Source organism: Rhizobium sp. PRIMUS64 (assembly GCF_023006465.1).
Lineage (GTDB): Bacteria > Pseudomonadota > Alphaproteobacteria > Rhizobiales > Rhizobiaceae > Rhizobium > Rhizobium leguminosarum.
The window spans coordinates 1-13,334 of sequence record NZ_JALBGX010000165.1; the positions used below are offsets into that span (position 1 = coordinate 1).

12 protein-coding genes and 1 pseudogene are annotated in these 13,334 nt (G+C 60.8%); 9 read left to right on the plus strand and 4 right to left on the minus strand.

Going from position 1 to position 13,334, the window contains the following annotated elements; genetic code table 11:
* A partial coding sequence (locus tag MOV76_RS34655; RefSeq protein WP_247266232.1) for a helix-turn-helix transcriptional regulator occupies positions 1-593 on the plus strand: 593 nt, incomplete at its 5' end.
* 46 nt (positions 594-639) lie between these two features.
* Here the strand turns inward: MOV76_RS34655 and MOV76_RS34660 are convergent.
* Together MOV76_RS34660 and MOV76_RS34665 are read right to left on the minus strand one after the other, a co-directional pair.
* Positions 640-1,071 (minus strand): hypothetical protein, encoded by a 432-nt coding sequence (locus MOV76_RS34660; protein WP_026188649.1) that lies wholly within the window; start codon positions 1,069-1,071, stop codon positions 640-642.
* Between the two features lie 237 nt (positions 1,072-1,308).
* Positions 1,309-1,518, minus strand: coding sequence for a hypothetical protein (locus MOV76_RS34665; protein WP_130759354.1), 210 nt, complete (start codon positions 1,516-1,518; stop codon positions 1,309-1,311).
* A gap of 261 nt (positions 1,519-1,779) precedes the next feature.
* Here MOV76_RS34665 and MOV76_RS34670 point away from each other — a divergent pair, with 261 nt between their 5' ends.
* The 4 genes and pseudogenes from MOV76_RS34670 to MOV76_RS34685 all read left to right on the plus strand — a co-directional run bounded on the left by MOV76_RS34670 (position 1,780) and on the right by MOV76_RS34685 (position 6,543).
* Positions 1,780-3,612 (plus strand): methyl-accepting chemotaxis protein, encoded by a 1,833-nt coding sequence (locus tag MOV76_RS34670; RefSeq protein WP_247266233.1) that lies wholly within the window; start codon positions 1,780-1,782, stop codon positions 3,610-3,612.
* Positions 3,613-3,678: 66 nt separating this feature from the next.
* Positions 3,679-3,882: pseudogene (locus MOV76_RS34675) on the plus strand (hypothetical protein); the annotation flags it as partial.
* Between the two features lie 265 nt (positions 3,883-4,147).
* Positions 4,148-5,497 (plus strand): peroxidase, encoded by a 1,350-nt coding sequence (locus MOV76_RS34680; RefSeq protein WP_247266234.1) that lies wholly within the window; start codon positions 4,148-4,150, stop codon positions 5,495-5,497.
* A gap of 356 nt (positions 5,498-5,853) precedes the next feature.
* On the plus strand, positions 5,854-6,543 hold the full coding sequence (locus tag MOV76_RS34685) for an HAD family hydrolase (protein WP_028734823.1): 690 nt from the start codon (positions 5,854-5,856) through the stop codon (positions 6,541-6,543).
* An 85-nt stretch (positions 6,544-6,628) separates the two neighbouring features.
* Here MOV76_RS34685 and MOV76_RS34690 read toward each other — a convergent pair whose 3' ends face one another.
* On the minus strand, positions 6,629-7,393 hold the full coding sequence (locus MOV76_RS34690) for an MBL fold metallo-hydrolase (RefSeq protein ID WP_247266235.1): 765 nt from the start codon (positions 7,391-7,393) through the stop codon (positions 6,629-6,631).
* Between the two features lie 246 nt (positions 7,394-7,639).
* On the minus strand, positions 7,640-8,287 hold the full coding sequence (locus MOV76_RS34695; protein WP_018449237.1) for a hypothetical protein: 648 nt from the start codon (positions 8,285-8,287) through the stop codon (positions 7,640-7,642).
* Between the two features lie 275 nt (positions 8,288-8,562).
* On the opposite strand from MOV76_RS34695, the gene thrC reads away from it, so the two are divergent.
* The 4 genes from thrC to MOV76_RS34715 all read left to right on the plus strand — a co-directional run.
* Positions 8,563-9,987: a threonine synthase gene (gene thrC / locus MOV76_RS34700; protein ID WP_018245153.1), complete on the plus strand. Its 1,425-nt coding sequence runs from the start codon at positions 8,563-8,565 to the stop codon at positions 9,985-9,987.
* Positions 9,988-9,990: 3 nt separating this feature from the next.
* Positions 9,991-11,289, plus strand: coding sequence for a pitrilysin family protein (locus MOV76_RS34705; RefSeq protein ID WP_018245152.1), 1,299 nt, complete (start codon positions 9,991-9,993; stop codon positions 11,287-11,289).
* 29 nt (positions 11,290-11,318) lie between these two features.
* Positions 11,319-11,933 carry a GNAT family N-acetyltransferase gene (locus MOV76_RS34710; protein ID WP_018245151.1) on the plus strand — a complete coding sequence of 205 codons (615 nt, stop codon included), beginning with the start codon at positions 11,319-11,321 and terminating at the stop codon, positions 11,931-11,933.
* On the plus strand, positions 11,930-13,334 hold a 1,405-nt coding region (locus MOV76_RS34715; protein ID WP_309506735.1), incomplete at its 3' end, for a 7TM diverse intracellular signaling domain-containing protein. The genes MOV76_RS34710 and MOV76_RS34715, both read left to right, overlap by 4 nt.

Consider the following 13,334-nt stretch of genomic DNA (forward strand, 5'->3'; position numbering starts at 1 on the left):
TGACGGCGACCGAGCTTGCCGGCGTCGGCGGCATCACCGTGCAGACGGCGAGCACGCATCTTGCCAAGCTCGAAGCCGGCGGGCTGCTTGCCCAGCGCAAACAGGGGCGCCATCGCTATTTCACGCTGGCCGACGAGGCCGTCGCGCGGCTGATCGAAAGCATGATGGGCTTTGCCGCCGGACGCGGCCATCTGCGTCACCAGCCGGGACCGAAGGAGCCGGCGCTGCGCAAGGCGCGCATCTGCTACGATCACCTTGCCGGCGATTACGGCGTGCGCATGCTCGACAGCCTGATTGCCTCTGGCTCGATCGAGGCGGTCGGCGAAGGCCTGGCGCTGACGGAAAAGGGCGAAGGCGATCTCAAATGCATCGGCATCGATGTTAGCGACCTCAGATCGTCGCGCCGGCCGCTCTGCCGCTCCTGCCTCGACTGGAGCGAAAGACGCGCCCACCTCGCCGGCAGCCTCGGCAAAGCCCTGCTTTCAAGCTTCCTCGACAAAGGCTGGGCGCGGCGCACGGCGGAAAGCCGCTCGATCCTGTTTTCGCCGGAAGGCGATCGGCAGTTCCTGAAGCTTTTTCCGATTGATGGGTAGGTTTGTTACGGATCTACAAAAGATTCAAGTTCAGCATCCACCTCCCTCACGCACCTGCCCTCTTTTCATCTTCCTGCCGCACATGCGCGCGCAGCGCCGCCAGCGTGAGCGCCAGCGCCGCGTGATTGCTCTCGGCTTCACCGAGCACGCTTTCACCCTCCTTGATCTCGCGCAGCTGCGCACCGTAGAGCGACTCGTCCGCTGTCTGGCGGCCGCGGGCGAGGTGCCAAACCGCATCCGGCCGGACTTCCCGGCACAGGTCGATGGCGTGATTGACGTCGTGTGTGAAGGGTCGCGCCATCAGGAAGCCGTGCTCTGACTTGATACTGCTCGGCAGGTAATCGTTAGGACCGTCGAAATCGTTGGGCTCGGCCGGACGGAGTTGCTTCAACAGAAAGGCACAGGTGATGAAAGCGTCGATCCGGCTGTCGGGCATGTCAGTCTTTTCCAGGGTTTCGATGATGTCCTCGATCGTCATGCTGCCTTCCTCTTCATCCATTCTTTGGCATGCCGCTTGTTCTCCTCCCAAGAGCGGCGGTGGCGTCCTCCTCGATCGCCATCTAGTGCATGAGTTTGCCAAAGGTAGTCCCCGGGCTACGGTTCGTCTGCCATGACGCGGATTTGATGGATGTCACGCCATCCTCAACGCGGTAACAGGCTTGCCTGCTGCCAGACCATGTTCTCTCGGTGCTCGCAAGCTATCGGCGACTTGCCTCTAGCAGCCTTTCTTCCTCATCTTCCTTTCGATCTTGGCTCTCCTGTCGGTGCCATCCCCGGCATGCTTTCCGCCGGTCAGGGCATTATCCTTCATCGCCTGCAGCTGCGCACAGCTTCGGTGCTTGCCCTTGGCGATAACGTCGGTGGATGTGAAGGCAAACAGCAGCACTACGGCTGCCGCCGGTCGGACGAAAGCTGAAAGCCTCATTGTCCCTCTCCTCTTGCGCATGCATGGTACGCCCCAGACCGTGAAGCAGCAATGAGCCTCGACGAGGCCGCGGCACTCGCGCAGGTCCGTCATTCTATCGGCATCGGGGATCCGCTCGACCCACAACGAGCTCAACTTTTCATCGAAAGTGAAATATCCACTGCAACCTATTGTTTTCGCGCCGCTAAGCGGCACGCTGCTGAGAAATCATTAAGCATGTTCTGGTACTCTCACCTTCTAAATTAACGAGAGAGCCCTATCATGGCGTCGATCCAGCATAAGATCATCATTGCGAGCATCGCGATTTTCGCCTTGGCGGGCGGCGCGACGGGCGTCGGCATCTGGTCCGCCTCGACCCTCTCCGAAAACAACGCCGACGTTGCCCGGTCGGCACAGATCCTGCGCAACCACATGCAGGCCGACATGATGCATGACGCAATGCGCGCGGACGTGCTGGCATCCATGCTGGCGTCCAATCCGGCAGCCGGCATAGAAGCTGCCGGGGTGAAGGCGGATCTGGCGGAGCACGACGCGTCGTTCCGCGAGATGATTGCTGCCAACAAGGCGCTTGCCGCCGACGAAAAGACCAAAGCGCTGCTTGCCAGCATCGAACCTCCCCTTCTGACCTATGTCGAAAGCGCCAAGAAGATCGTCGATCTGGCGAGCCAGGATCCCTCGGCGGCTTTGAAGGCCTTGCCCGAATTCATGCAGCAGTTCTCGACGTTGGAATCGGCCATGGAACAGGCCGGGGATGAGATCACCGCAGCGTCGGACGAAATTTCCAAACATAGCGCCGACATAAAAGCGTCGGTCGATATCGTCCTGAAAGCGCTTCTGGGCTTGGCCGCGCTCTTCGCCGTTGGCCTCTATTTCCTGACCCGCAAGACCGTCACGAAGCCTATCCTTTCGCTTTCCAACGACATGCAAAGGCTCGCCGGTGGTGACACAGCCATTGCCTGCACCGGGATCGGCCGCCCCGATGAAATCGGAACGATGGCATCGGCCGTCGAAATCTTCCGCCAGGCAGCGATTGCCAACAAGCAGCTTGAGCAAGACGCCGAGGCAGCCCGATTGCAGGGCGAAGCCGAGAGGGTCACGGCGCGCCAGCAGGCTGACGAAGATGCCGCCGAACGGCTGCGGGCGGCGACATCGGGCCTCGCCGCAGGCTTGAAGCGGCTTGCATCCGGCGATCTCGCCTTCCAGATCGACGAGCCCTTCGCCCCCGATTTCGAGGGCCTCCGGCATGATTTCAACATGTCGATCCGGCAGCTCGATCAGACGCTCAGCGCGATCGCAACCGCCATTGCCGCGATCGATGAAGGCACAAGGGAAATCGCCTCCGGGGCCGGCGATCTGTCGAAACGAACCGAACAGCAGGCAGCTTCTCTGGAAGAAACCGCCGCAGCGCTCGATCAGATCACCGCCAATGTCTCGAACTCGAGCAAGCGGACCGACGAGGCACGTACTGAAGCAACCGACGCAAACCGCAACGCCGCCAAGTCTTCCGAAGTCGTGTCGCATGCCGAAGAAGCCATGCGCCGCATCGAGGCTTCGTCCCAGCAGATCTCCAGCATTATCGGCGTGATCGACGAGATCGCCTTCCAGACCAATCTGCTGGCACTGAATGCCGGTGTCGAAGCGGCACGCGCCGGAGACGCGGGCAAGGGTTTTGCGGTGGTGGCGCAGGAAGTTCGCGAGCTCGCCCAGAGATCGGCGCAGGCGGCAAAGGAAATCAAAGGCCACATCCAGAAATCGTCGGTGGAAGTGGAAAGCGGCGTCAAACTGGTTCTCGATACCAGCCAGGTTCTGAAGGCGATCAGCGAGCAGATTGCCCGCATCAATCAGCACATGGATGCCATCGCCGTATCGGCAAGAGAGCAGTCGACCGGCCTTGCCGAAGTCAACACCGCCGTCAATTCCATGGACCAAGTGACCCAGCAGAACGCAGCGATGGTGGAGCAATCCACCGCGGCATCCGGCCAGCTTGCCCAGGAAGCTGCCAAGCTGCGCGAACTCGTTTCCCGGTTCAGGCTTCGGGCGACAGGCTCGACGCAATCTGCAGCGGCACGCCGGGGTGGGCAGCTGGCGGCCTGACGGCTGCTATCTGCTCGCCATTTGTCCATTCCCACGACATCGCGGGGGACCTCAGATCATCGCGGCTGCCGCTCCTGCCTCGACTGTAACGAAAGGCGGGCTCATCTTGCCGGCAGTCTCGGCGGGTCCCTGCTGTCAAGTTTCTTCGACAAAGGCTGGGCGCGCCGGACGGCGGAAAGTCGCGCCATCATCTTCTCGGCGGAAGGCGGCGGGCAGTCACTGCACTCTTCAGCAGATCTGGCAGCAGAGCCTATCCAAGAGGGCAAGTGATAAATCAGATCAAAGCCCACTACCCCCTCGCCCGCAGCATCGAGGACATGCGGAGCACCCTGATACCAATAGGTTCGTTTGTAGGTCAAAAAAGGCAAAAGATTCAAACCGTCATTCGAAATACAAATCAAATAATAAATGGTTGCGTTGACTCAAATATGCTACCTGTTGTTTAATGACGACGTCATTAACGGAGGAATGCAAGATGTCCGTCACGTTAAACTCTCCAATATCATGGAAAAACCCATCGGCTGATGACAGCACTATGCTCGACAATCTTCAGCCGAACATCATCAAGGCGCATGTTCGTGAGTTTTTGACTCTGTTTTTTCTGCGGTTTGACGATAAGGAGGCTGCGAAAAGCTTCCTTCGGGCAATTTCCACGACGCTGATGAAATCGGCAAAGCAACATTTAATGGAAATTGAAGCATTCAAAGCCAAACCTTCGACGCCGGGAACGCCGTACATTGGGCTTGGCCTTACTGACGCGGGCTATCAAGCCCTCCAAATCGCCCAAAGGCCGAGCGATCCGATATTCCGCGCGGGTATGCAAAAATCCGACTTGAATGACCCTGATGTCAGCAGGTGGGATTCTTATTTTCGCCATCCCATCCATGCGGTCGTTTTGGTGGGAGATATGCTCAATGACACCAAGGTCACTGCTCATGATCAGGTGGTAAACTTGATCCAAGCCTCGCAAGGGGTAACAATCGTCGGGACGCAAGATGGCCTGGGCCTTCACAATGACAATAGAGAAGGTATCGAACACTTTGGCTATGTCGATGGGCGCAGCCAGCCGCTGTTTCTGCTGGAAGACATCGACGCGGAAGAAAACGCGACAGATGGGATTGCGAACTGGGATCCGGCTTTCCCATTAGAACAGGTTATTGTTCCTGATCCAGCAGCGCCCGATCCGGCCGTTCATTTCGGAAGTTACTTCGTATACCGGAAGCTGGAACAAAACGTCCGCCGCTTCAAAAGGCAAGAGCAGAAACTTGCAGATCGCTTGTTCGGATCTGATGACGAAAGGGCCGGCGCCATGGTCGTCGGGCGCTTTGAGGACGGAACGCCGGTCACGATGCAGTCAGAAGACGGAGTTGAGTCACCCGTCCCGAACAACTTCAACTACTTCAGCGACAAGAGCGGCGCGAAGTGTCCCTTTTCAGGGCATATCCGAAAAACCAATCCGCGAGGGTCGGGCGGGTTCGAAAACAGTGCTGGCGAGCGAAAGCACCTCATGGCCCGACGCGGCCAAACCTATGGCGTGCGAACAGATAATCCGAACGATGGCAAGATCGAGAACAAACCGAGTAAATACGTCGGCCTGCTGTTCATGGCGTTCAACAGTGACATAGGCAATCAATTCGAATTCACGCAGAAAAATTGGGCCAACAATCCCGGTTTCCCAGCCGTTCCGGCTGGCTTTCCACCGCCTGGGGTCGATCCGGTCATCGGTCAAACAAAACAAGATGCTGCGCGACCAGATATGGAAGGAGCTGCCATCTGGGGTGATCCCAGCTCCCTCAAGACCGTTGCAACCGTTCCTCAAGCGGTGAAGATGAAGGGAGGCGAATATTTCTTTATGCCGTCCCTCGCGTTTCTGAGCTCGCTTTAAACTTGCCATGACGTCGGCGGGCAATCCTGCCGACGTCATTCCACCGTCATCTCCAGGCACTCTCACCTTATAGCGCCGCGCACGATGCTAGGCGAGCATTCGGCTGATGCGGCTTGCGATTGTGCCTTCCGGTTCCCTCCCCATGCGCGTTCGGTGGCGAGCGGGTTCCTGCTTGTCGAGGCCGGGATGATGGCGGCCAACGCCGCCGATCCGGCAGCGACGCCGGAGCCGGTCGCTTGCCGCATCGCAGCCATGCTTGAGATCAGGTTGAGCTTTGGCCGGGCATCGTGTAAAGCCGCAGCATTCCCGGACAAGACCCAGACTTCCAGCCCAGACTTTCAGCAAGGCGTGAACATATGGACGGCTTCGACCTCATTATCTTCGACTGCGACGGCGTTCTCGTCGATTCGGAAATCATCGCGGCGGAAGTCGAATCAGCGCTTCTGACGGAGGCCGGATATCCGATCGGCGTCGAAGAAATGGGCGAGCGCTTCGCCGGCATGACATGGCGCAACATCCTGCTGCAGATCGAGCGCGAGGCGAGCATCCCGTTTTCGGCCTCACTGCTCGATAAGTCAGAGAAGATGCTCGACCTCAGGCTGGCGCAGGACGTCCAGGCCATTCCGGGTGTCGAATTCGCTGTCTCCAGGCTGCCGATCAAGCGCTGCATCTGCTCGAATTCGAGCACCAAGCGGCTCGACATGATGCTGACCAAGGTGGGCCTGAAGCCGCTTTTTGCGCCGAACATTTTCTCCGCCAAGGACCTTGGCCCCGACCGCGCCAAGCCGAAGCCCGACATCTTCCTGCATGGCGCAAGCCAGATGGGTGTTTCGCCTGACAAGGTTGTTGTGGTCGAGGATTCCGTCCACGGCGTGCATGCGGCGCGCGCCGCCGGCATGCGCGTCATCGGTTTTACCGGCGCCTCGCACAGCTATCCCGCCCATGCCGACAAATTGACGGATGCCGGCGCCGAAACGGCAATCTCCCGCATGAACGACCTGCCGGGCGTCGTCGCCGCACTGGCGGCCTGGGACAACGTTCTCTGAGCCTCCCGAAGCGCCTCAAGCCCGCTCTTGTCAATGCGACGAATAACGGAGATCAGCTCTCCGAGCCCGTAAGCTGCACGCTATGTCAATGGGTAGCGGATCGGGTCAGCACCAGCACTTCCCCGTCGGCGGGTATCAGCAATCTGGAAGCAGGAATGCCGCGCGCCTCTGCCGCGCGACGCAAATCCTCACGGCCAATTGTTGCGTGATCGAGCGCCTCCATGTGGGTGGCAATCACAAGGCTGGACGCGGCGATTTCGCAAACTGCGATCGTTTCCTCGGCATTCATGACAATGAGGTCGCCATTCCATAACGCGCCACAGGAATGGGTGATGAGGATATCGGGACTCGTCGCGCGGATGACGTCGGCGACCGGCGGATAGAGCACGGTGTCGCCAGCCCAGTAGATCGAAGGTTCGCCCGCTGCTTCGAGGCTGAAACCCATGACCGAGCCCATCTCTTCGAGAACGGGACCAAGCCCATGGCTGCCTTCGCGGCGCGTGAGCGTCAGACCTTCCCAAGTCGCCATATCGGTCAATGGCGAGACCTCGGTGAATCCTGCTCCGCGAATTTCCGCTTCGTCGCCAGGTTGGCAGATAATCGGCATGTGCTTCGGCACATGCTCCATCGCCACCTCGTCGAAATGATCCTCGTGCAAGTGCGAGACGATCACCAGTTCCACGCCATCGAGGATCTTATCGATGCTGACAGGAAGCTCGACCAATGGGTTCGGCGAGCGACCGGCAAAAGAAGGCTGGCTGTGCTTCGGAGCGAAATAAGGATCGATCAGCACCGTGCGGCCAGCGTAGTCGAGCTTCAAGGTCGCGTTTCGGATCAACTGGAGCTTCATGGCAACATTCTCCCTGCGGCACCTGTCCTGAGATGATCGTCGCAGTTGCTGGCGTGAAATCAAGTCGGCCAGCGATCCATCGGTGCGCGGGAGACGAAATTAAAGCCGATGCGAAAAATGAGTGTTGTTTTCGATCTCGAGGGACGGTTCGCGCAACCTTACCGGGGGTCGAGACACGTGGCTCGACCCAGGCAGAGGTGGCGGCAGCCGGATGAGGGCCGATGTCAGGTCGAAGCCCGAATTGCTTTAGCTGCTCTTCTTGGTCTTTGCCGGCTGGGTGTCGAAGCCGACATTGACGCGCACCAGGGCGCCGGAGCCGACCGGCATCTTGATGCCGTCCTTGCGGAAGATGACCTGCGCACCCGGCGTGCCCGGCGGGATCTCGGTCGGGAACTTGGTGACCTCGGAATAAAGCACGGTCTCGCCGTCGAGGACGGAGATGCGGATCGGCAGCGTCACCGGGCCTGGCGTACCGGCCGGGCCGGCAACGAGGCGCAACTGGGCGACAACCGTCATCGTCAGGTTCGTGTCGTTCAGCGTGCACTGGCGGGTGTAATCGCCGAAGGAGGCCTGGAAGACGACCTGCTGCGGATCGTCTTTCTTGCCCTTGGCATAGGTGCGGAAGATCGCGTCCTGGTCACGCATGAAGATCTGCGGGCAGGCGCCCTGGACGACGGGGGCGACCGTGCCCTGCGCCGTCGTGGCGGTGCCGATCGAAGGATTGTTCGAAGAGGGGTTGGCGGGCGCCAGCGGCATGATCTGGGCGGTGCCGTTCGGCTGGGTCGTCGGCGCTGACGACTTGCTGTCGCCGCCTATGCCGAGCGAGTTGCAACCAGTCAGCAGGGCAAGAAAAGATGCGGAGACGATGAGACGCGAGACCTTGCCGAGCACCATATTCCATCCCTTGTACAAGCGTTTCTTGGAGGCCCCATGTCTTTTTCGCGAGGCCTTTCATGACGGTTTGCGATGGTCTATATCAGCGGCGCAAACAAAAATCGATTGGGTAAGCGCCGTTTTGATGCACTTTTCGACGCCGGATGCGGGCAAGTTCAAAAGCATACAAGCAGAGCCCTGCCCGCAGGGCGGCCCCTTTTCGATTTCCGGCCCAGATTTCCGGCAGAGCGGGCCATGGCGCGCCCGGCCGGATTTCCTCCAGCGATAGATCAAGGATGACGAACGTGGACTATATCTCGACCCGCGGCGAGGCCCCTTCCCTCGGCTTTTGCGACGCCCTTTTGACGGGGCTGGCGCGCGATGGCGGGCTCTACGTTCCCTCGAAATGGCCGAGCTTTTCCAAGAAGGAGATCCGGGCGCTCAGGGGCAAGACCTATCAGGAGATCGCCTTCACCATCCTGTCGCCCTTCACCAATGGCGAGATCCCCGACGATACCTTCCGGGCGATGATCGACGAGGCCTATGGCACCTTCCGCCATCCGGCGATCGCGCCGCTCGTCCAGACCGGGCCGAACAGCTTCGTCATGGAGCTTTTCCACGGCACGACGCTCGCCTTCAAGGACGTGGCGATGCAATTGCTCGCCCGGTTGATGGATTATGCGCTCGAGAAGCGCGGCGAGCGGGCGACGATCGTTGGCGCCACCTCGGGCGATACCGGCGGGGCGGCGATCGACGCATTCGCCGGCCGCGAACGTACCGACATCTTCATCCTCTTCCCGCACGGCAAGGTCTCGCCGGTGCAGCAGCGGCAGATGACGACCTCGTCGTCATCAAATGTGCATGCGCTTGCCGTCGAGGGCAATTTCGACGACTGCCAGAACCTCGTGAAGGCGATGTTCAACGACGTGGCCTTCCGCGACAAGGTCCGGCTGTCAGGCGTCAACTCGATCAACTGGGCGCGGATCATGGCCCAGATCGTCTATTATTTCACGGCGGCGGTGGCGCTTGGCGGCCCGGACCGGAAGATCTCGTTCACGGTGCCCACCGGCAATTTCGGCGATATTTTCGCCGGCTACTGCGCCAAGCGCATGGGCCTGCCGATCGACCGGCTGGTGATCGCGACCAACGAGAACGACATTCTGGCGCGGGCGCTGAAGACCGGCCGCTACGACATGAAGGCGGTCAAGGCGACGAGTTCGCCGTCGATGGACATCCAGATCTCCTCGAACTTCGAACGGCTGCTCTTCGAAGCCTATGACCGCGACGCCTCGAAGGTGCGCGCGGCGATGGAAAGCCTCAAGCAATCCAACGGCTTCGAGATCGGTGCGCAAGCGCTGAAGGCGATCCGCCGCGACTTCCGCGCCGGGCGCGCCAGCGAGAAGCAAGTGGCAGAGACGATCCGCCAGACCCATGCCGAGACCGGCTATCTGCTGGATCCGCATTCGGCGATCGGCGTCTTCGTCGCGCAGAAGAAAGAAAAGCCGAATACGCCGATGGTGACGCTTTCGACCGCGCATCCGGCGAAATTCCCCGCCGCCGTAAAATCCGCCTGCGGTATTGACCCGGCGCTTCCGACGTGGCTTGCTGATCTAATGCACAGGGAGGAGCGTTTCCAGATCATCAAACCGGAGCTGAAAGCCGTTGAGACTTTTATCGGCAAGCATGCCCGCGGCGAGACGACAGCAGGCGCAGAAAGATAGCCAATGACAGTTGAGTGCACCCGGCTTAAATCCGGGCTGACAGTAGTCACAGAGACCATGCCGCATCTTGAAAGCGTTGCGCTCGGAGTCTGGATCAAATCGGGATCGCGTAACGAGACGGATAACGAGCACGGCATCGCTCATCTGCTCGAACACATGGCCTTCAAGGGCACGGCGCGCCGCACGGCCCGCCAGATTGCCGAGGAGATCGAGGATGTCGGCGGCGAAGTCAATGCCGCGACCTCGACCGAGACGACCTCCTATTATGCCCGCGTGCTCAAGGACTACGTGCCGCTTGCCGTCGACATCCTCGCCGACATCCTGACGGAATCGGCCTTCGAGGAAGAGGAGCTGGAGCGCGAGAAGCAGGTGATCCTGCAGGAGATCAACGCCGCCAACGACACGCCCGACGACGTGGTGTTCGACCGGTTCTCCGAGGTCGCCTATCGTGACCAGACGCTCGGCCGGGCGATCCTCGGCACGCCGGAGACCGTCGTCTCCTTCACGCCGCAGCAGATCCGTGGCTATCTCAGCCGCAACTACACGACCGACCGCATGTTCGTGGTCGCCACCGGCGCCGTCGAGCATGAAGAATTCCTGCGCATGGTCGAGGATCGTTTCGCGAGCCTGCCGACTGCCCCTTCCGCGCCGCCCGTCATGGAACCGGCGCGTTATATCGGCGGCAGCGTGCGCGAACCGCGCGACCTGATGGACGCGCAGATCCTGCTCGGCTTCGAAGGCAAGCCTTACCACGCCCGCGATTTCTACTGTTCGCAGATCCTCGCCAATATCCTTGGCGGCGGCATGTCGTCCAGGCTCTTCCAGGAAGTGCGCGAGTTCCGCGGCCTCTGTTATTCCGTCTATGCCTTCCACTGGGGCTTTTCCGACACCGGCATCTTCGGCATTCATGCCGCGACCGGCGGTGAAAACCTGCCGGAGCTGGTGCCCGTCATCATCGACGAGCTGCACAAATCAGCCGATCAGATCCACCAGAAGGAAATCGAGCGCGCCCGCGCCCAGATCCGCGCCCAGCTGTTGATGGGTGCGGAAAGCCCGGCGGCCCGCGCCGGCCAGATCGCAAGGCAGATGATGCTTTACGGCCGGCCGATCTCCAATCCGGAGATGATGGAGCGGCTGGAGGGCATCACCATCGAGCGGCTGACCGACCTCGCCGGCCGGCTGTTCTATGACACGGTGCCGACGCTTTCGGCGATCGGTCCGTTGGAACAGCTCGCGCCGATGGAAGACATCACCGCCTCGCTTTCGGTCCCGGCGTCGAAGACGCTGCAGGCAAGCCGCTGAGCCGACGTCTGTCCTGCCGGGAGTGATCGATGCCAAAATCGGTTTTTCGGTTCCTGTCGCGGCAGCCGGAAGCGGTGGAGCTGGAGAACGACAGATATCTCCTGCGCCTGCCGCGCTATCAGGATTTCAACCAGTGGCACCGGCTGCGCGCCGAAAGCCGCAAGTTCCTGGAACCCTGGGAGCCGACCTGGCGGCGCGACGAGCTGACGGAGGGCGCCTACCGCGCCCGCGTCGTCCGTGGCAAGCAGGAATATGCCTCGGGCCAGGCGGTACCGCTGTTCATTTTCCTGAAAGGCGACATGACGCTCGTCGGCGGTGTCACCATCGGCTACATCAGAAGAGGTGCGGCACAAAGCTGCATGATCGGCTACTGGATGGGCGAACGCCATGCCGGCCAGGGGCATATGTTCGCCGCCCTTCAATTGGTTATTCCTTACATCTTCGCCGGGCTTGAGTTGCACCGTATCGAAGCAGCCTGTATTCCAGATAACGCGCGCAGCATTCGTCTGCTTGAAAAAGCCGGGTTTCAACAGGAAGGCTATCTGCGCGGATATTTAAAGATCAACGGTCAGTGGCATGACCATGTGATGTTTTCACGTCTCGCCACCGATACGGATAAAGGCAGGAAAACCGACAGCCGATGACAAGAGACCGCATGCTGCCCAAGTCACCGTCCGGACGAGTGATCGCGGTGATCGCAGCCTTTTTCCTGGCGGCCTTCGCCTTCGTGGCGGGCGTTGCCCAGGCGGCCGAACCTGTAAAAATTTCCCGTGACGATACCGCGCTCGATCTGACCGCGACGACCGAGATCTACGCCAACCAGGGCGAGGCCTTCCAGGTTTCGACGGCGGCCGGCGCCGATGGGATCCGCCGCCGCATCGAGGTCAGGGCAAGCTCGGAGAACCATCAGGGCGACTGGGCGGTGTTTGCGCTCGCCAACGTTTCGGAGGAACAGCTCGAGCGCGTCATCGTCGCGCCGCATTTCCGTCTGGTCAATTCCAAGCTGTTCTGGCCGGATCTCGGCTCGCAGCGCATCAGCGCCATCACCCCGAGCGAAGGTTTTGCGCTCGATCGGCAGCCGAGCGACGAGGCCGATGTCTTTCGCATCACGCTGAACCCCGGCGCCGTCATCACCTTCGTCGCCGAACTGTCGACGCCGGAGCTGCCGCAGATCTATCTCTGGGAACCCGACGCCTACAAGGACACGATCAACGCCTTCACGCTCTATCGCGGCATCGTGCTGGGCATTGCCGGCCTGCTTGCCGTGTTCCTGACCATCCTCTTCGTCGTCAAGGGCACCTCGATGCTGCCGGCGACGGCGGCCCTTGCCTGGGCGGTGCTCGGCTATATCTGCGTCGACTTCGGTTTCCTCGGCAAGCTGATCAGCGTCGCTTCGGCCGACCAGCGAATATGGCGCGCCTGTGCGGAGGTGGCGCTGGCGTCGAGTTTCGTCATCTTCCTGTTCACTTATCTCAACCTCAACCGCTGGCATGCGCATCTCGGCTACGCGACACTTGCCTGGGTGCTTGGCCTTGCCCTGCTCTTTGGCGTGGCGATCTACGATCCGTCGATTGCCGCCGGCATCGCCAGGCTTTCCTTCGCGCTGACGGCGACGATGGGGCTGCTTTTGATCATCTATCTCGGCTTCAACCGCTATGACCGCGCCATCCTGCTGGTCCCGGCCTGGGCGCTGATCCTGGTGTGGCTGTTCGGGGCGTGGCTGACGGTCACCGGACGGCTCGACAACGACATCATCCAGCCCGCACTCGGCGGCGGCCTGGTGCTCATCGTGCTCTTGATCGGCTTCACCGTCATGCAGCATGCTTTTGCCGGCGGCGCCTTCCAGCAGGGGCTGTTTTCCGATCTCGAGCGGCAATCGCTGGCGCTGACCGGCTCCGGCGACATGGTGTGGGATTGGGACGTGGCGCGCGACCGCGTCGTCACCATTCCCGACGTCTCGATCAAGCTCGGCCTGTCGCCGGGCGCCATGCATGGCGCGGCGCGCAACTGGCTGCCGCGGCTGCATCCCGACGACCGGGACCGCT